At 32.1% G+C, this 19,709-nt stretch carries 19 protein-coding genes and 1 tRNA gene; 6 read left to right on the top strand and 14 right to left on the bottom strand.

The window, feature by feature from the left end; translation table 11 throughout:
- Together NBT05_RS04490 and NBT05_RS04485 are read right to left on the bottom strand one after the other, a co-directional pair.
- Positions 1–1,338 (bottom strand): MATE family efflux transporter, encoded by a 1,338-nt coding sequence (locus NBT05_RS04490; RefSeq protein ID WP_265772257.1) that lies wholly within the window; start codon positions 1,336–1,338, stop codon positions 1–3.
- Positions 1,335–1,835, bottom strand: a complete 501-nt coding sequence (locus NBT05_RS04485) for a GNAT family N-acetyltransferase (RefSeq protein WP_265772256.1) — start codon at positions 1,833–1,835, stop codon at positions 1,335–1,337. The genes NBT05_RS04490 and NBT05_RS04485 overlap by 4 nt, the downstream gene beginning before the upstream one ends.
- Before the next feature lie 272 nt (positions 1,836–2,107).
- Here NBT05_RS04485 and NBT05_RS04480 point away from each other — a divergent pair.
- A tRNA-Ala gene (locus tag NBT05_RS04480) sits at positions 2,108–2,181 on the top strand.
- Between the two features lie 122 nt (positions 2,182–2,303).
- Here the strand turns inward: NBT05_RS04480 and NBT05_RS04475 are convergent.
- Positions 2,304–3,068: a UDP-2,3-diacylglucosamine diphosphatase gene (locus NBT05_RS04475; protein ID WP_265773208.1), complete on the bottom strand. Its 765-nt coding sequence runs from the start codon at positions 3,066–3,068 to the stop codon at positions 2,304–2,306.
- A 140-nt stretch (positions 3,069–3,208) separates the two neighbouring features.
- On the opposite strand from NBT05_RS04475, the gene NBT05_RS04470 reads away from it, so the two are divergent.
- Together NBT05_RS04470 and NBT05_RS04465 are read left to right on the top strand one after the other, a co-directional pair.
- A complete protein-coding gene (locus tag NBT05_RS04470) occupies positions 3,209–5,443 on the top strand; it encodes a lantibiotic dehydratase family protein (protein WP_265772255.1) in 2,235 nt (744 codons plus the stop codon).
- 6 nt (positions 5,444–5,449) lie between these two features.
- The gene (locus tag NBT05_RS04465) at positions 5,450–6,319 is read left to right on the top strand and encodes a thiopeptide-type bacteriocin biosynthesis protein (RefSeq protein ID WP_265772254.1); all 870 of its coding nucleotides are present in this window, start codon (positions 5,450–5,452) and stop codon (positions 6,317–6,319) included.
- A gap of 2 nt (positions 6,320–6,321) precedes the next feature.
- Here the strand turns inward: NBT05_RS04465 and NBT05_RS04460 are convergent, their stop codons facing one another.
- The 3 genes from NBT05_RS04460 to NBT05_RS04450 form a co-directional block, all read right to left on the bottom strand.
- Positions 6,322–6,579, bottom strand: a complete 258-nt coding sequence (locus tag NBT05_RS04460; protein WP_265772253.1) for a DUF3098 domain-containing protein — start codon at positions 6,577–6,579, stop codon at positions 6,322–6,324.
- A 122-nt stretch (positions 6,580–6,701) separates the two neighbouring features.
- Entirely contained in the window at positions 6,702–7,016 is a 315-nt protein-coding gene (locus tag NBT05_RS04455) for a type II toxin-antitoxin system PemK/MazF family toxin (protein WP_265772252.1), read from the bottom strand.
- Between the two features lie 75 nt (positions 7,017–7,091).
- Positions 7,092–8,741 carry a S8 family serine peptidase gene (locus tag NBT05_RS04450; RefSeq protein ID WP_265772251.1) on the bottom strand — a complete coding sequence of 550 codons (1,650 nt, stop codon included), beginning with the start codon at positions 8,739–8,741 and terminating at the stop codon, positions 7,092–7,094.
- 458 nt (positions 8,742–9,199) lie between these two features.
- Between NBT05_RS04450 and NBT05_RS04445 the strand changes: the two genes are divergently transcribed.
- The 3 genes from NBT05_RS04445 to NBT05_RS04435 all read left to right on the top strand — a co-directional run bounded on the left by NBT05_RS04445 (position 9,200) and on the right by NBT05_RS04435 (position 11,209).
- Entirely contained in the window at positions 9,200–10,414 is a 1,215-nt protein-coding gene (locus NBT05_RS04445) for a site-specific integrase (RefSeq protein ID WP_265772249.1), read from the top strand.
- Between the two features lie 229 nt (positions 10,415–10,643).
- The gene (locus NBT05_RS04440) at positions 10,644–10,943 is read left to right on the top strand and encodes a helix-turn-helix domain-containing protein (protein ID WP_265772248.1); all 300 of its coding nucleotides are present in this window, start codon (positions 10,644–10,646) and stop codon (positions 10,941–10,943) included.
- Positions 10,940–11,209 carry a hypothetical protein gene (locus NBT05_RS04435; RefSeq protein ID WP_265772247.1) on the top strand — a complete coding sequence of 90 codons (270 nt, stop codon included), beginning with the start codon at positions 10,940–10,942 and terminating at the stop codon, positions 11,207–11,209. The genes NBT05_RS04440 and NBT05_RS04435 overlap by 4 nt, the downstream gene beginning before the upstream one ends.
- A 155-nt stretch (positions 11,210–11,364) precedes the next feature.
- Here the strand turns inward: NBT05_RS04435 and NBT05_RS04430 are convergent, their stop codons facing one another.
- The 8 genes from NBT05_RS04430 to NBT05_RS04395 form a co-directional block, all read right to left on the bottom strand.
- Complete coding sequence (locus NBT05_RS04430) at positions 11,365–12,366, bottom strand: replicative DNA helicase (protein ID WP_265772246.1); 1,002 nt, start codon at positions 12,364–12,366, stop codon at positions 11,365–11,367.
- A gap of 151 nt (positions 12,367–12,517) precedes the next feature.
- Complete coding sequence (locus NBT05_RS04425; protein ID WP_265772245.1) at positions 12,518–13,273, bottom strand: DUF2321 domain-containing protein; 756 nt, start codon at positions 13,271–13,273, stop codon at positions 12,518–12,520.
- Between the two features lie 98 nt (positions 13,274–13,371).
- On the bottom strand, positions 13,372–14,940 hold the full coding sequence (locus tag NBT05_RS04420) for a hypothetical protein (protein ID WP_265772244.1): 1,569 nt from the start codon (positions 14,938–14,940) through the stop codon (positions 13,372–13,374).
- A gap of 61 nt (positions 14,941–15,001) precedes the next feature.
- Entirely contained in the window at positions 15,002–16,582 is a 1,581-nt protein-coding gene (locus NBT05_RS04415; protein WP_265772243.1) for a hypothetical protein, read from the bottom strand.
- Position 16,583: 1 nt separating this feature from the next.
- Positions 16,584–17,294, bottom strand: a complete 711-nt coding sequence (locus tag NBT05_RS04410) for a hypothetical protein (protein WP_265772242.1) — start codon at positions 17,292–17,294, stop codon at positions 16,584–16,586.
- A gap of 186 nt (positions 17,295–17,480) precedes the next feature.
- On the bottom strand, positions 17,481–18,077 hold the full coding sequence (locus NBT05_RS04405) for a hypothetical protein (protein WP_265772241.1): 597 nt from the start codon (positions 18,075–18,077) through the stop codon (positions 17,481–17,483).
- An 86-nt stretch (positions 18,078–18,163) separates the two neighbouring features.
- Complete coding sequence (locus NBT05_RS04400; protein WP_265773207.1) at positions 18,164–18,799, bottom strand: recombinase family protein; 636 nt, start codon at positions 18,797–18,799, stop codon at positions 18,164–18,166.
- Positions 18,800–19,197: 398 nt separating this feature from the next.
- Positions 19,198–19,638 (bottom strand): hypothetical protein, encoded by a 441-nt coding sequence (locus NBT05_RS04395; protein WP_265772240.1) that lies wholly within the window; start codon positions 19,636–19,638, stop codon positions 19,198–19,200.
- Positions 19,639–19,709: the final 71 nt, after the last annotated feature.

Raw genomic sequence — 19,709 nt, 5'->3', positions numbered from 1 at the left:
TTAGGATTCAGTAGGGAGTAAAGGTAAAAAAGTTCTTCTGAACTTAATGGTTAAAGCAACTCCTCTAAAGATAGCCCAAACGACAAAGGCAATCCAGATTCCGTATAATTTTAACCCAAAATAGTCACAGATCAATAAGGTAGGGATAAATCCTAAAAAAGTAGCTCCCATTAAGACATTTCGTAAATATTTCATAAACCCCAAACCTTTAAAGATCCCATCAAATACAAAAGCAAAGCCGTTAATGGGTTGTGCCAAAAGGACGATAAAAAAGACAGCATAAAATTGGTGCAATACCTCTTCCTCCTGGGTAAACAACGTACCTGTGGAATAATAAAAAATGAAACCGATCAGGGCTAATCCTAAACTCACCAAAATACTATATAACGAAACTTTTTTGCTAAGTTCCCAGAGTTCTTGATACTTTTTTGCACCGTATAACCGTCCGCCCATAATATTTCCTGCGGCTCCGTACCCATCGATAAAAAAAGCAGCAAACAACCAGATGTTCATGGCAATCGTATAGGCGGCGATATATTCAGGCCCGTAATCCGTAGCATACGCAGTAGCAAGGTATAATGCGATATTGAGGGCAATAGAACGTAAAAAGAGGTTTAGACTCATAAAGATCAACGTGCGTAGTTCTTTATGAAAAGGAAGGGTCAATCGTAAGGAAATCGAGGTTTTTACCACCAGAAGTACTCCGGCGATGATTGCCATCAGCAGTTGTGATAAAAGACTGGCCCAGGCGGCACCGGCAATACCCATAGGAGAAATAAAGTCTTCAACTCCGTACACTAATAAAATATCCAAAACAATATTAAGTAAAGCCCCAAAAATTGCTACGACCATAGGCCAAAACGTATTTTGTAAACCCCTAAAAATTCCAAAAACGGCAAATGTGAATAAGGTCAATGGAAACCCCCATACCCGAATGCCGTAATACAGTTTACAGAACTCCAATATTTTATCAGAAGCGTTATATAGGGTAAAAATGGTTTCAGCAAAAGACAAGGTGGTGCCAAGCAAAAAGACACTTAATACCAGGTTTAAAAATATGGCTTGCGCTGGCAAGGTCCTTACTTCTTCTATTTTATCAGCACCCAGGTATTGAGATATAATGGTTGAAATAGCGCTTCGGGTCTGACCCAAAATCCAAATAAGTGCGGATAAAAAAGAACCTACGATACCTACAGCTGCCAGGGATTCTGTTCCGAATTCTTTTATATTACCCACAATTGCCGTATCTGTTATGGAAAGCAAAGGTTCAGCGATCCCGGCGATAATGGCAGGAACGGCCAGTTTGTTGATCTGTTTAAAAGAAATATTCGTTTTCAAAATACCAGTTCGTAGCAGTAAAATGGAAATTCACTTTGTTTTGGAAAAAAAATATTTCCTAATCGTTGATACCCGCGATTTTCATAAAATGTATGGTTTCGCTTGTTTTTACTAAAGGTATCTAAGCGGACAGATGGATAGTTTTGTTCCTGAGCGTAGGTTTCGGCAAAGTCCATGAGTTTTCGGGCGTATCCGTTATGCCAATACTCGGGGTGTACTGCCAATCGATGAATATATATATTTTCATCCGAAGAAGTCAACCACTGTATGGGAATATACTCCTCATCCATGGTGGGAGTAATGACGATAATTCCTTTAATCATATGGTTTTCTTCCAGAAGGTACAGTTCTCCTAAAGCTATATCTTTTTCAAATCGGGATCGGGTAGGGTAATGCTCGTTCCACTGATAAATACCCTTTGCAATCATTGCTTTCGCACAAGATTGCGTTAATCGGTGGATCATATCAATATCAGATTCGATTGCTTTTCTAATCATGGCTCAAAGATATAGCTAAATCAACATCAAATAATAGGATTTTTCATAGAAAAAACCTGAATCTCTGCGTTAAAAAGCCTCGCCTTAGCTATGACTATGCCTGCGTTTTTTGCCTTGATCTTCAATTTTTTTCTTTATAAATCTTCTATGCCATTCAATATTCATTTAGCTATAAAAAATGCTAAAGGAACAGATAGATTTTGTAAAGAATTTAGCAGTTGTTAATAATATTCTTGTATTTTTGACCGGAAATTAAAAAAGCTTTATCCCTGGGGGCATTAGCTCAGCTGGCTAGAGCGCTACGCTGGCAGCGTAGAGGTCATCGGTTCGACTCCGATATGCTCCACAAAAACCACCTGAAAGGGTGGTTTTTTATTTTATACGAGTATAAAAATAGGATTTTGTAATGCCCACGAGTTTATTATAACTACAATCAACTCGTCATTTATATTATTCTAACAGATTAAGCTAGGCTTGTGTATGATACTTCTCTAATTGTAAAGTTTGACCATCAAAACTTGCATACGTATAATGTATAATCCAGTCACCTAAATTAGTATATACAGCGTTTTGCCCAAGTGGTATCTGTAGCGGTAGATGCCGATGACCAAAAATAAAGTGATCCCTTTTTTTCTGTTGTAGTTTTTTCTTGCAGTATTGTACCAACCACTCGTTATCTTCCCCTAAGAATGTAATGTCTTCATCTCCGGAAATAAGCTTATTTTTTACCGATAAATATTGAGCCAGTTTTACCCCCAGATCGGGATGCAACCATCCGAAAAACCATTTGGCTATCGGATTGGTAAACACCTTTTTCATTCGTTTATAACCTTTATCACCAGGTCCAAGACCATCTCCATGACCTATAAAAAAAGTAGTGCCGTTAAAAGTAAATTCTTTAGGTTGGTGATAAACAGGAATTCCTAATTCTTCTTCAAAGTAGCCACTCATCCATAAATCGTGATTTCCTACAAAATAATGTACCGGGATCCCCTGATCTGTAAATTCTGCTAATTTTCCTAAAGTCCGGGTAAATCCTTTAGGGACTACGGTTTGGTATTCAAACCAAAAGTCAAAAAGATCACCCAATAGAAAAAGTACCGCAGTATCTGCTTTTATTTGATCCAGCCAATTGATAAAGTGACGTTCCCGAATCCTGCTTTCTTCTTTAGTAGGTGCACCCAAGTGTTGATCAGAGGCAAAATATATTTTTTTACCCGGCGGTATATGCATAAAACATAAATTATGGGTTAAAGATACTAATTCTGAAAATGGCTTTTTACAAGTATAACCACGTATCTGATGCATATACGTACGCTAGAATTCTATAGAATCCTTTATATTTGCAACTTAACTACGCAAACCGTAACTTTTTGAAACCTGAAAACCCCTACCTTTTTTTAGAAAAGGCTTGTCTACGTACTCCAGTTTTTCCGATTAGCCTTTATATAGAGTTTTTTGAAAATGAAGGTGTCAACAGAGATTTTCTTGCTGAATTTTGGAATAATACCATTTTTAAAGAGGCACTGTTTATTGCTTCTCCTGCCTTGTATGAACAATGGAAAAGATGGAACGATGCTACTACTACCTTTTCTAAAAAGGAATCAGATAAATTGCGCTATGCCATTTTAAAATATATCACCCGGAGTACTTCACGTTGTACTCCCTTCGGGCTTTTTGCGGGATGTAGTATGATTTCTTTTGATAAAAGTACCCAAATGGAGTTGGGTTTTAGTAAGGAATATCGGCGGCAAACCCGTCTGGACATGAACCTTTTGGTCAGCTTATCGCAAAAATTAGCGGAAGACGTAGCTATTAAAAAACGGTTACAATGGTTCCCAAACTCCAGTTTATACCGGATTGGTTCCCAATATCGCTACGTAGAATACTCTTATAATGAGAAGGCGGATCGAGAACATGCTATTGAAGCTATTTATGACTCAGAATATGTATCCAAGATTTTAGATGTTGCTAAAAAAGGAACAAGTTTACAAACTCTAGTTAAACTATTATGTAAAGATCCTGATATTTCAGAAGAAGTAGCCACAGAATTTATAGATCAGTTAATTAGTAATCAGATTTTAGTTAGCGAATTGGAGCCTGCTTTAACGGGTTCGGATTTATTAACTGGTGTAAAGAATATACTTCAAGATATTGTCCCTGCTAATTTGATAACGAAAACATTAAGCAGATTTATCCAGGAACTTTCTAAAATCGATCATGTTGTAAGTAATTCAGTAGCGATTTATTCGGATTTACTCAATCTCATTGATACCCTACAAATAAAAACGGATCATAAATATAAACTGCAAACCGACCTTTATCCAGTAGTAACTAAAAAGTCAATAGCTAAAAAATGGGGGTATAAAACCGCCAAATTACTAGCCTTTTTTAGTAAAATTACCCCGGCACCTAGAGAAACCAATCTGGATATTTTTAGAAATGCGTTTGTGAAGCGATACGAAACGCGGGAAGTTCCATTGACTACTGCTTTAGATACGGAGGTAGGTATTGGTTATTTACAAAACCAGGAAGCTTCAGATACTACCCCTTTTTTAGATGATCTTAACATTCCCATACGTTATTCAGAACAAAAAAGCTATACAAAAAGTACTTTCCAGGAAATTCTTGAGAAAAAACTAAAAGAAAGTAAAAATACCTATCAGATCGAAATTTTAGCTGAAGATATTGCTTCTTTTCCTGAGCATTATGATGATCTGCCGGACACCATGTCTGCCATGGGTACTTTGTTAAAGATTAACGGGGAAGAACGTATGTTTTTATCTTCGATCGGGGGGAGTTCGGCTGCAAATTTATTGGGAAGGTTTACTACCGGTCATCCTGAAATTAGGGAACAAGTAAATAAGATTGTAAGTATCGAAGAAAATAATGATAAAGAATGTATTCTAGCCGAAATTATCCATTTACCGCAATCCCGAACCGGGAATATTTTAAAAAGGGAAGTAAACCGAGATTATGAAATCCCTTATCTCGCGAAGTCTAGTTTACCCGTGGATCAACAGATACTTGTCGAGGATCTGCTAATTTCTGTAAAGAACAATCGTATTGTATTACGTTCCAAAAAATTAAACAAAGAGGTAAAACCCAGGTTAAGTAACGCCCATAATTACAGCTACAATGCATTGCCCATTTATCAGTTTGTTTGTGACTTGCAAAATCAAAACAAACGTTCTTCGGTAGGTTTTAATTGGGGGTCATTTTTAGAAGAAAATACGTTTCTCCCACGTGTTTGTTACCGTGACTTTATTATTTCGAAAGCACAATGGAAATTTCGAGTGAAGGATATAAAACCAAATTTTACTAAAATAAACGAAGATCAGCAGGCTTTTACTGAATGGAAAAAGCAATGGCAAATTCCTCAATATTTCTCGCTGGTAGATGGAGATAATACGTTGTTAATAGATTCGGATAATTCGACTTGTTTACATATGCTTTGGGATACTGTTAAAAACAGGAATACTTGTTATTTTGAAGAATTTCTGTCCCTTCCGGAACATTGTGTGGTGCAAAATAAAGAGAAAAAACCTTTTACCAATCAGATTATTATTTCGCTTTATAAAAATATGGATCATACCAGTAACAATTAAATAGTAATGACAAACGAAATACAACGAACTTTTATTCCTGGGGATTCATGGCTTTATTATAAAATCTATTGCGGTGCGAGGTCATCTGATATGATTTTAAATGAAATGGTTTCGGTTATTAGTGATCAAGCTTTGGCACAAGATTGGATCGATCGCTGGTTTTTTATCCGGTACGCTGACCCGGATACGCATATTCGCGTTCGATTTCGTTTAACGAACAATAATTTTTTAGAAAAAGTAATGACGACTGTACAGTCGCTGATACTATCTTATGTAGAACATGAGATAGTACATAAAATCCAAATAGATACCTATCAACGAGAGTTAGAACGCTACTCAAAATTTAATATCGAAGCATCTGAGTTGCTTTTTTATAAAGAAAGCGAAGTAATATTAAAGGCAATTCGCGAAATTAATAATGAAGAAGATTATTTTTTTCTGGTAATTAAGTTAATCAATAGTTTACTTAATCTTTTTACCTATTCTCCGGATAAGAAATTAAAACTTTGTACTCAAAATGTAGCGGGTTATAAAAAAGAATTTCAGGCTGATAAAAGGTTAACCAAACAATTAGATACTAAATACCGAAAATTAAAAACAAAATGTAAAGCTATTCTCCATGACAAAGCTACTTCAGTGGAAGAAGAGCTACTTTGTACTATAAATGCTGAATACATTAAAGAAATGAAGCCGATAGTTTATCAAATTGAAGAAAATTTAAAAAACCATCCTGAAGAAGTTTTAAAAAATTCCCTAATTTCCAGTTATATACACATGTTAGTAAACCGGGCCTTTCGTTCCAAACAGCGATTTTACGAATTGGTTTGTTATGATTTCCTAGAGAAATTTTATAAGGAAGAAAAATTTAGAAAGTAAACTTACTTCTTTTTATCCGGATTTAGTAGAATGGCATATACTTCAATTCCAAAGCCAATTAAAACAATGGTAGGTGCCAATCGAATTCTTCTAAAATTGTAGATTGCCGGATTAAACACATTAGGATCGTCACTACCGCCCCCGGCCATTAAAATAAAACCAAAAGCAATTACCGCAAGACCTATCCCCATCACTACATAGTTCTTTTTTCCAAAAATAAATTCGGGTTTGGTTTGAACGGGTTTTGATTGTTTTTTCATAGCTCAATTCTTTCTATTGGACACACTAGTTTGCAAATATCTTAAAAATTATTAACTCTAGCAGGTATATCTATAAACTTGATTGGTTTAGGTATGTGGCAGGGAGCTATTATTTGTTTTTATTATTTAAAGATTTCAAGAAGAGTATTATTTACTTCTTTGACTTCTTTGGATGTAAAAGTTTCCAAATAGTCTTTAATTCTTCTTTTATCAATGCAACGTATTTGATCTAAAGCTACCTGACCGGACTTATTTTTTATAGTAACATTTACTCTAGTTGGCCATTTTTTAATAGTGCTGTTTAAAGGAGCAGTAATCACAATTTTTCTACCATCCGTATGAACGTGTACCTTTTCATTAATTTCTGCTATTTTTCGCATATGAGCAGGTAAAATAATACCATAAGAATTTCCTATTTTTCCTATTTTAGTTTCCATTAAGCTTTATGTTTATTACATAAAGTTAGTACTATGTTATAACATTTTAAAGGTAATTTTAAGATTGTCTCGTCATTACTCTTTCAACATTTCCTTTGCCATCACAAATGCGTTATAAGCATTTACAACATTACCTGATTTGGATAAAGAAGAAAATGGGACTCTTTCTTCTTGTTCACCCCCCGGAGGTCTTACTAGTAGATCATAAGTGATACCTGATGAAAGTAAAATTTGTTTTGTCTGGGCAGCGGACAATGCAGGATATTGACTGCGAAGGATCGCTGCGATACCAGCGACAACAGGTGCTGCAAATGAAGTGCCACTATCCGTAGAATAAGCGTTATCAGGTAATGCTAAATTTAAAAAATGTCCGGGTGCAAAAATATCTACATCTCCTTTACCATAATTTGAAAAATAAGCGGATAATTTTTCGTTTAATTTATAATGAATCGCACCTACATTTACGAAATTATCGACAAACTCATTCTTTTTAGAGTTTCGACCTTCATTTGAATAATCTAGAGGATAGAAAGTAATAGTGTCTACATTATTACTATCATTTCCTGCCGCATGTACTAATAGCACATCTTTTGTAGAAGCATACGTAATTGCTTCTTTTAACATTTGAGGATAAGAGGAGTAGCTTTTCCCAAAACTCATATTGATTATTCTTGCTCCGTTATCAACTGCATATCTAATGGCTAGCGCTATGTCCTTATCATATTCATCTCCAGAAGGAACGGCTCTTAAAACCATTAATTTGACGTTATTTAAAACACCGTTCATTCCGATGTCATTATTCCTACGGGCGGCAATTAAACTAGCAACCGCAGTACCATGTAATTCTTTACGATTTTTAGGGGTTATGATTGGGTTACCATAGTTTCTATCATTTATGTCCGAAATATCATCGCCAATATCTTTTCTGTCTTGAAATTTAGGATTGAGTTTGTAATCTTCTATGACCTGAAGGTATTCTTTATAATCAGACATCCATTCAAGGGTCGCATCATAAGTAAGGTAATAATCCAGTTTTCTAACCGAATAAGATAATTCAGGATGCTTTATGGTGTCAATATCTTTTAAAGCTTCCATGTTATATCTTTGGTTGGGGAAGTACGATTTTAAATCTTTTCTAATTTTTTTATAGTCGTTTTCAATGTCAGTGACATAGTCCCAGTCTTCCTTTAGGGTTTTTACTTGTTTTTCATAATTTTGAGCCATTTCTACTGAGGTAGTATCAGCTTTAGCTAGGAATTTCTCTTTATTTTTAAAATACCTTTTGTTTTTTAGTATCCTGACTAATTCTTTCCTCGCATAAAGTGTTTGCTGTCCGTTTTTAGTACCTAGAAAATTCCATCCGTGTATATCATCAATATATCCGTTTTGATCATCATCAATACCGTTACCAGCAATTTCTTTTGTATTGACCCAAAACTGCCCTTTTAAATCTTCATGTTCTATATCGATACCACTATCAATAATAGCTACAATGATCGAATCTTTTAGGTTTAAATCAAATTCCCGGTATAGTCTGTCTATACTGGTACCGGGAATGGTATCTAAAACAATATCCTTATGTTGCCAATTTCTTAATTGTTTTTCAATAAAATTTTGTTCTGTATAATCATAAATTTTTACAGATTGAGTGATCACCTTAGTTTGTTGGGCAAAACCCAACGAAAAGATAAAAATGCTTAGAGCACTTAGGATATAGTTTTTCATAAGAGTGTTATCTTAGTAGTCATCTTTATTTTTAATTTTTGGGTTTGATTGTAGCTTGAGGATTTAGATATGCGTATTATGACCTCTATTTTACTTCAGATTGTATTATTTAACGATTTGTATTTTTTCGTCTTTAGAATTATACATCTAACCTTCCAATTTTATGAATTATAATAAAAAATTAACCTCTATTTAAACCGCCTGAACATCACGTTTCCTAAATACCTGATTATAAAACAAAAAGAACACGCCTACTAGGATAAAAGGGATACTTAACCATTGTCCCATAATCGAACTTGTAAATACACTAAATTACGTATAGTATTGTTTTTAAATGATTTATGTTATGTAAAAGTTCATTAAAATTCATTTACAATCGTTTTGTACACGTATTTGTTTAACCTATGTTTAACCTTTTTGTATTATATTTGTGGAGAGAATTGGTATAGCTATATATAATGATTACGACGAAAATACTACTTTATAAAAGTAAGAAGAAAGCTGATGATACTTTTCCTATTGTACTTCGTATTACTTATGATCGAAAACCTAAGTATATATTTCTCGCCTATATTAAAGAAAAAGATTGGAATTTTAAAACTTTGAGGGTAAAAAATTCGCATCCGCAAAATCAAAGTATCAATAATTTAATTATTAATAAGCTAGCATTAGCCGAAAATTTGATCTTAGAAAGTAGGAGAAAAAATGAGCATATTGATATAAAACAGATCATCCGAAAGATTAAACTGGATAGGGTAGGTCAGCAAACCTTTTATGAATTAACTGAAACCCATTTAAAAGAGTTAAAGCAACTTAAAAAATATGCCAGCTATCGTAATTATGTTAGAAGCTTTAATTCCTTTAAAAAATTCAATAAAAATGAGGATTTATATTTTGAACAAATTACGCTAGCCCTTCTAAAGAAATTGGAAATTTATCTGGTTGCAAAAAACTTGGGTCAGGATTCTCTCTACAATATGTTTTCCTTTATACGCGTAATGTATAATAAAGCCATACGATTAAATGAAGTAGAACAGAAGCACTATCCATTTGGCAGGGGTAAGTTTACCTTAAAAACGCCTAACGCTGAAAAAATAGGTCTAAACATAGAAGAAATAAAAGACCTGGAAGAATTAGAACTACCAGAAGATTCTTCTTTAAATCATACCCGTAATGCTTTTTTATTTTCATTTTATTTGGCGGGAATTCGCTTTAGCGATGTATTGACTATGCGATGGGATGCGATACGAGATGGAAGGTTATATTATGCCATGCGTAAAAATCAAAAATTAGATTCATTAGAACTTCCTATCAAGGTGATTGCTATTCTAGAAAAATATGAGCTATACAAAGAAGATAATAAGGGTTTAATTTTTCCATTTTTAAGAAAATGTGATTTTGATAACGACGAAGCTATTCATAGGGCTTTACATAATCACAATACATACGTTAATAAAAACCTTAAAAAGATTGCAAAGCTAGCTAAAATTGAGAAAAAACTTACCTTCCATATCGCACGTCATAGTTTTGGTAATATTTCAGGTTCTAAAATACCCGTACAAATGTTGCAAAAATTATATCGTCATTCTGATATAGCTACTACCGTAAGATATCAAAGTAATTTTGACCATACCCTAACGGATAAAGCTTTAAATGATGTTCTGAATTTTTAGTATTTGTCTTAAGTCATATTATTTTTCCGGAACTTACTGTAGTTTAATTGATCTTAGGCTTGAATATTTTAATTTGTTAAAATTAAAAATGGCTTATATACCTTTTTGCTAGCAACTACCTAGATCTTACTGCAAAGATTTGCAGATAGAAACACCTACCTGCATATTTAGGTTTTAAGTATGAGAGCATTTAGTTTCTTTGTTTCTATAAGCATTAAAATGTATTATTATGGAAGTAATTGTTTTTGAAAAAGCTACGTTCTACAAATTAATTGATGAATTGACTCATAAGATTTATGAGCAATTTAAAGTAACCGAAAGTGAAGGTGCATCTGATTGGATTGACACCAATGAAGCCAAAAAATTATTAGGAGTTAAAAGCCGGGTTAAAATGCAGCAGCTACGGGATGTCGATGCTATTCAATTTACTAAAATCGGTAAAACCTATCAGTACTCAAAAAATAGCATTTTAGATTTTCTCAATCAAAACTCTAACAGGTATGCTACTACAAAAACAATAAAAGCATGAGTACAATTACAATAGAAACCGAAGCTCTTTTCCAGTTAATTGATGAAGTACTGGATTATGCCGAAGAAAAATTAGGCAATACCAATAAGAACGAAGCCGAATGGATTGGCACCCAAGAAGCAAAACAATTGTTAGGCTTTACAAGTCGAACAAAAATGCAACAACTACGGGATGCTCATATTATTAAATATACTCGCATCGGAAGGAACTTTAAATACCACCGTAAAAGTATATTACAAGCTAGAAAGATGTATGGAAATTTTTAGCATTAGAAATTTTTAATGCTAGTCATGCACATTGGATGGTGACATAATTTATAAACCGATACAGTAACGTATCGGTTTTTTTTAGATTTTGAAACGAATGAAAATTATATTGAACTGGATTTTAATCGTCTTAGTGAATTATTTCTTTTATTAAATCAAAAAGGTATGTCATCGTTTTCAAGATTATGAAAGCTACTACCAAATACAAATTCTTGTTTAGTTCCTATATCGGAAAAAGGATCATCGCTCATATTATCAAATTTAGAAGATATCTTTTTACTAAGACTATCAAATTTCCCTGTCATTGAATTAAACGATAATTTTATATTATGGAATTCACCAACATTGTGTTTTTTTATACATAATTCTGCTTCACCAGATGTTGAACTAGATTCATCATCATCCCATTCTGCTATTCTATACTGCTCAGGTCTATATATAAAAGCTACAATATCTGCTTCATTTTCAATTTGACCTGAATCTCTGAGATCTGATAATAGAGGTCTTTTGGAACCACCACGTCCCTCTACTGATCTATTTAAATCAGAAAATAATATGATCGGGATATTTAATTTCAATGCTGTTTGCTTTAATTTAATTACTACCTTATTTATTTCTTGCTCTCTATTATTAAATTTATAATCTGAAGGTAACGGCTCAATTAGTTGCAATTTGTCTATTAAAATGCATTTCACTTGCTTTTTTTCTACTAACTCATTACAAGTCATTATAATTTCGTTAATATTCATACAGTGCGAGTGTTGTAGATAAATAGGCGCTTCCTTAATATTTTTAGTGCGAGTATGTAATATTTCCCATTCATGCTTCTCTAATTCACCTTTTTTCAATTTTAAAGCACTGAAACCTGTTTCTTGAGAAATCATTCTAGATACAAACTGATAAACCGGCATTTGTAAAGAAAAAATTCCAAGTGTATCCTTACTGTTAGCTCCTATTTTTATAGCTAATGAAACAGCTAATGATGTTTTACCCATTGAAGGTCTGCCGCCTATAACAATAAGTTCTGAATTTTGAAATCCATTGGTTATCTGATCTAATTTGTCAAAACCACTTAAAACACCATTTACCACTCCATTACTTGAATTTTCAATGGATTGAATTGAAGAATTATAAATTGAACTTATTTTATCCATCATTTTATTGAACTTTTATCGGTATCGGTTATGAATAGCTACATGTTTTTATTGTTTACTTTGCAAGTACAAAACTAACCGAAAACGTTCATAGATATTAGAAGTAGACTAGAACGAGATATTCCTTATAGTAGCCAATTTCAGTAGCAGTTATTTAATGTCCTTTTGGAACGATTTTTACTTTTACCTTCATATTTAACGTGTCATTATTTAGATCATTTTCAATTCCTTTTGGATTATTTATATACCCATCAGGGTCATAAACAAAGCAGTATAAGGTTTTACAATTCGGATGTGTTTTGTATTTAGCAATATCTATTATTAATTGTTCCCCAATTTGTTTTGCTTTTAAATTAGGTCTTGTTTTTTTAACTTCAATTACTATACTTTCTTTTTTTAGAAGGAAGTCAGACCTTGTTGACGAACCTGCATAGCTTGGATTCCATTCTTCAGTTCTGATATCTTCAAAATAAATTCTCAGAAGTGAATGTAATAAGTCTTGAGTGTCATATTCATCTCTAACATCAAGTGTTTCTCTGTCATCATATCTTTGACGAATTTGTTTTACTACCAAATGGAATTTATCAAAAATTGTTTCTAAAAGTAATAGGTTGTCTCTATCAATTTTAGTAATATTTTTCGCTATTTTTTCTATTTTTGATTTCCAAGGAAAGTCTTTTCCACAATGTTTACATATTTCTGGGACGGATACAATTCCACTAGAAAGGTCAACTATATTTTCATAGTGTATTTTTCCTTCAATATCTTTTCCACAATTTGGACAGTCTTTTTTGGTTTTTGCTCCACAAATTGTACAAAAGGCTTGATTAAATTCTGGACTCGTGAAATAGGAACTATTTATTCCGTGTCCATTTTTACACACTAAATATGCATCATATTTTCCTGCCATTTTATTATCGTTTTATTGAACTCTTGCTAACGGTTCAGCTAAAAAGCATTGCTGTCTTAAAGAGCAGCTATAATTTTTAGCATCTATGTAAAAGAGTTTTATTCCTTGATGAACTTGATATTAACATAATTGTCAATAAAACCTTGTTGCAATTCATTCGTTGTTTTAATCAATTCAGATATATTATCATTCCAATATTTTTGATCTGTTTCATCTAATCCCGAAAATGGACAACCCTTTTCCAATTGAGTCTTAAAATCAGTATAATAACTACTGAAAGAATTGGAAATTCTTTCATACTCTTTAATTAAGTCTTCTGTATCTGAGAAAAAGACATCTAATTTTTTTATGTGATTTGTAATTTGACTTACACTAAATGTGGATTTATCACCTAATAAGCTTACAAATGATGAATCAATTTCACTATTAAATTGTTGATGAGATTCATTCTTTACTATCTCTTGGAGATGAAAGTTATCAATTAATATATTTTCAAATGCAAGGTATTCTTTGAGTTTATTATTAACCCTGTGATTAAAGTCGTCAGTTTTATCATAGATGGAAAGAATATTAAGATTTAAAGCAAGGGTATTGTGATTTTGAGATTCAATTTCCTTAAAAAATTTATTCGATTTAGTGTAAAGTAGAATGCCTTCTTTTCGTTTTTTACGTAGCTTACTCTTCTTCACTCCCAGAGTAATTAATCTCTCAGTGCTAAACCCCTTTGTTATTAACCCTTTAAATCCATTCACTAACTTGCTTACAGCTCCACCAGTGAATATATCTCCAATACCTTTTACTATCTCTATTGGAGTTTTCAACTGATTATAAAAATTATTTATTCTACCTTCAATCTCATCATTAAAATATAGAGTGTCAATTGATTCTAGATTTTTGAATAGTTGAGTCTTGAATTCTTTAAATCTATTGTAATTAAGAGGATTAGATAATTGATTGTAGTTCCCTAATGTAGATGCTGTACCAGAAATTAATTTGATGGCGACACTTTTTCTTGAAAGCATAGTTAGGGCTTTAACTCGCTTTTTATAATCCTCTTTATAAGTTCTAATTAACTCATTAGCATCATTAAAAGACTTGTTATTTATAAATTTTTTTATCTCATCCTCTCGAACAACTTGAGCTTCTTTTAGTTGTTTCTCATAATTTATCTTTTGTTTTGCCTCATTTGATATTTTATTGAATATTATACTTTCTATTGCAATTGGAGAGGCTTCTCCAGTAGAAATAAATTCTAGCTTTAAGAATAAGTTTTCTATTTTATTAAAATCTAAAGTTGTAGTAGAGTAGTTATCTAATAATTTATTGACATTAGTTCTATTTACTTCTTTCCAATCATTAAATACAGAATTCTTTTCTAAGTAAACAATCACCTCCCAATCATTTAATCCTGTGATTAAAGATTTTAATTCAATTTTACCAATTCCTTTTTTAGGAGTATTGTGAATTAGGCTAAATGAATTTTTGAATCTTAACTCTTTAGATTCACGAAAATTCTTTTCAAGAAAATAATCTCCTTCTATTGTCCAATTATTTTCTAAATCACTCCGAGATGAATAATTCTCAAATTTTTCGTTTAGGACCTGACTGTAAGTAGTTGATGATGTTATCCCAATTATAATTATTATGTATAATTTAATATTGTTCATTGTTTTAATTCTTATAATTAATGACCTTCGGATTAAAATCAAATTATAAATGTCCTCAAAGTTACCCTGAAATATACTCTAACAACTCAGAATTGGCCGCATTCATCATAATTCTTGCCCTTACGGGTCCCACATTATATATCTTCTCAATTAGTACTTTTTCTTTTAAGCCATATAAATCTTTAATGGTTTGAAATCCTGAATGTTTCAATCTTTCCTTTTGCCATTTTGTTAGAGACAAAACATCAATAGATTTATTAAGCATACTTTCAAGGGACTCTATATACTGCTCATCTTCAAGAATAGATGCAGAAAGATTTTCAATTTTTTCATACTCCTTTTTATTACTGCTAAATTCATTGAAACGTCTAATATCTCGAATCTCAAATAATTCTTTTGAATAAGAATGAGGATTGGGCTTTAAAGCTATTATACATCCATATTTTACCTCGTATCTATTACCTAATTCTCCATGTGAACGAATACCTATATCAAGCTTTCTTATAATTCCTGTATAAGTCAATAGTCTAAGAGATTCCTTAACTGTCTCGGGGACATTTTTACTGATCCAAAAATAGATACTAGATTTTTCATTTTTTAAAATAGCTGGTATAACAGTTTTTTCGAGAAAATCTCTACCCCAGTCAATCAAGGATTGATGACCCTTATATTTCTCTCCCAATTCAGTATGTTCCGACCAAATTTTAACTCGGTAAAAATCCTTAATAATTCTATTGGCTTCATTCGTATTAAACTTTTGCATTTCTTGAATAGTCTTCAATAAAATTCTGGGGTTACCTCCAGATGATAGCGCAAGAGTATTAAATAGTTCAACTTGAGTGTTTAATGCTTTTGTCAAACCTGTGTCAGCTTGTTTCGATACCAATTTTTTAAAATATTCTAAATAGTCACTGTCTGCTATATTTCTTTCAAGCACTTCATATATACAATCATGAATTGGTTCAAAAGAATCTCCGAAATGTGTAACCCCAGGATATATTGCAGCATTACAAGTAATATATGGAGATCTCAAATCTTTAAATAGATTAAAAAATTGTCTTTGTTGTTCTGGTCTGAAAACGTGAGCAGCCTCATCAAAGAAAAAATAAATTCTATCTAGGTTGTTTTTAGTACAGATTTCTTGAATTGCCTCCTTAACGTCTTCTATGTCAGGAAGTTTTTCCACATTAACATTTGTGCATTGCTGACTGTATGAATTTTCAAAAAGTCTTACAATCTCTTTCAAATTTTTCTCAATAGTTTTGTCATTTTCTGATGAATCATTACTTAATAAAGTTTTTGAATAATTTGAAATGGATAATCCTTTTTTTCTTAATTTATTCATTAATGCTCTAAGCGTTTTTGCCAACATCCAATGATAAAATTGTAAATTATCTCTGGTATTTATTAAAGAGCTTATGTTGAATGATATAAATATAGATAAAGCTAATTCTTTCTTTTCCAATTTTATTTGTGCAATCTTCATAAGAAAAGATTTTCCAGTACCCCTAGAACCTTCTAACAAGCATGGTTCTGATGAAAGTAAAGATTTAATTATTTTTTTATCATTCTTATTTTTTACAGCAAGCAATGTTATGTCGTCATCTTTGATGCTTTCAGTTCTAAGTTTAAATTCTGTCATATTATAGTTCTTTTGCACCCCCCAAATATTCTCTTACAGGAGATATATGTCTCAATTCTTCTAGAAGAAATTCAGATATAGATTCTTTATTTTCTTGAGTTAGTGATTTTAAATATCGACAACAAAGCATAAATATTAATATTTTAGAAATATCACTATTGAGTTCAAAATAGTCTTTCTTAAGCTGTGGATCAAATTTCAATTTAAGGCCACTTTTACTCCAAGTTTCATAATTTCCGTGCACAAATTCTGACATTCTTCTATAAGCATTTCTAGATTTATCATTGTAGTCCTCGATATACTCTGATGCTTCCGGAAAAAAAGCATTACAGAAGCGTTTTGATAAAACTCCATTTTCATTATCTATCAATTTAGACCATTTAATATCATTTTCACCTTTCATCCACTCATTTTGCTCCAATTTATGTATAGAAAAATGAATAGCTCCAAGCCCAAGTTCAAAAGCCAGTCTTAATGAAGAAAATGCTTCTCGGTACATTCCATAAATTAAATTGAAACTAGCCGATTCAAGTTGGATTGCCACTGTAAGAATCATTCTTTCTTCATTCTTATCAAAAACATAATTCGAAAATTCACCAATAAACGAAGAATAGTGATGTGCTCTTCCTAAGTTTTCCGTGTCATGAATTGATTTATTAAAAATTTCTTGCGAATTATTATTTAGTCTTTTTAAATAGTCCTTTATATTCATTAATTCGGTTTATGAATGGTATAAATCAATTTATATAATTGAACTCTTCTAGTTTGTTACCTAATCAATGAAAATTCTAAGTTTTTGAATCTCTTTCTTAAGCCCGCTTACCTCATTCTCAAATAGTTCTATTCTATTAGTTGTTTCTTCATTATTATGATCACTCATATTACTTTAATTTATCGCTTATATAGATTTTTTAATTTTTTTGAGTTGCTTTTTTGACAAAAATTTACAGATATTATTAATATTTATTCCGACTCCTGCTATGTCGGGTTCTAAGATTATAGTATCATTTAGAATTTTTCCAATTCCTTCACTCAGTTCACTTTTTACTTGAAAATCACAAATTTTTTTATGGTTTTGAATATCACTGAAAATCTTTTCAATAAGTTTTAAAACATCTCGAGGAGTTTTACAAACTTTTGCGATCTTTATGAAAACTAATTTGTCCTCTGAATTTTTTTCTTTTTTTACATCCTTATCATTTCTTTCTAAAAAATATTTTGGATGTATCGTAGTGATCATCAAAGCAGGTAATAATTCTTTTGGATCGATACCATTAATTGATTCCCAAGACCAAAGTTCGGAATAAAAATGGCTTTCGGGAATACCTTGGATCGCTATTGAATTATTTTCAGAAGCGAATTTTGCAATTTTATCAAAACTGTTTCTTAGAGTATTCCCTATAGGTTCATCCCAATTGTAGTAATCTAATATATATAAATAATCTCTATTTACATTTTCAGGTATAGCAGCTATTGTACTTATTTTTAACCCCATGATTTAATAAATAACCCTACACCTGAAGTAAACCTCAAACATGGGGTGGTTCATAATTTTACTGCTTCTAATTTAGCAAAATAACATTAAGATACCACTTTTTCCCTCGGTTTTTTTATGTGTTTTCTGCAATATGCATTATTTACATCTTGATTCTTATCCCAAAAAGTAGCTTTACAAATCATACAGTTCCTACGACCACAATGCGCTAAATATTTGTATAAAGTGGCTTTGGAATTAATATCGACTAGTTTCATTATTTCAGTAATAGAGAGCTGGTTTTTTTCATCCCGGTAATAATTTTCTGCCAGGATTGCTTTTGCTTCAGCCATTTTACTTAAACCTTTTCTCCTACCAATCTTAGCGCCTCTTTTCCTGGCACTTTCCTGTCTGGCTAATATTCGTTCTACGATTATATTACGCTCCATTTCCGCAACGGCACTAAAAATGGTCAACACAAATTTTCCGTGTGCGGAAGTTGTATCTGTAAAAGGTTCTTGTAAACTTCTAAAGCCTACATCCAATTGTTCAAATTCATCGACGAGTTTTAGCATATGTCCTACACTTCTTGCGATTCGATTCATCTTCCAAACAATGACTACATCCTCTTCACGCAATTTACTTAATTGCAAATCCAATTTTTTCCGATTTGCTTTTGCTCCAGAGGAAACATCTTTATAAATATTCTTTTCTTTTACTCCTGCTTTTAACAAAGCATCGATTTGTAAATCAAATTTCTAAGACGCGGTACTTATACGTGCATATCCAAATAACATATCAGTTCATTTAAGTGTTAAATTATAAACTTAAAAAATGAACCGATTTATCGAACTTAATAGACTTTGTGTTAGAATTTAGGAGATCCCGCCTTGGTGGCGGAATTAGCTCAACTATCTATTTTGATTGTGCTGCTACGCAGCTTTTCAAAATAGTGTTTCGCTAAAACCACAAAAAACAATAATACAAATAAATGGTCAGTGCTTTATCTTTAACTCTTTCCCTTACGAAACACTGCCTAACCATCACTATATACCTTCAAACTACAAACAAATTCAAGATCTTTACTAACTCAAAGTAAACTATGAATGTATTAAAATGGACTCAGAATTAGTTCTTCTGGTTATTCTGTCAATAAGTATTCAACTTTCTTAAGTTGGAAAGTGTCTAAAACTATTTGGCTTGAACCACCATTAAAGGTTTTATCATAAGTATGCAAACAACTCCCATTAGCTTCAATCTCTAAACAAGCATTGATAGCATCATTTGCATAACTAGTAGAAACTTCTATACCATCGTCATATCTGAGAGTTAAGTAAGGAAAACCGATTGCTTTAAAATTATTATTATTATTTAATTCAATTTGAAATTGTAACCTATCGGTTTTAGCAACGGTATCTTGTGTAAACTCAAATTGAATTACGTTATAAGAAAAGTTTTCGAGAGATGGGATGGTAATAATATCATTTTCTTCCGGCTCTTCAAAATCGCAGGGTACTTCTAATTTTCGTTCAGGTTGAATGGTACCACCTACTTGATATCCGGGAAACGTTATGATTTTCATACAATCTTCTTCGTCATCGTTTGAAGAACAGGTGATAAATAATAAGGAGATAGTGAAAACAAAGAGTTTTT

The organism is Aquimarina sp. ERC-38 (assembly GCF_026222555.1).
Lineage (GTDB): Bacteria > Bacteroidota > Bacteroidia > Flavobacteriales > Flavobacteriaceae > Aquimarina.
Note: the sequence above shows the minus strand (reverse complement) of the source record. Positions and strands in the feature narration are given on the sequence as shown.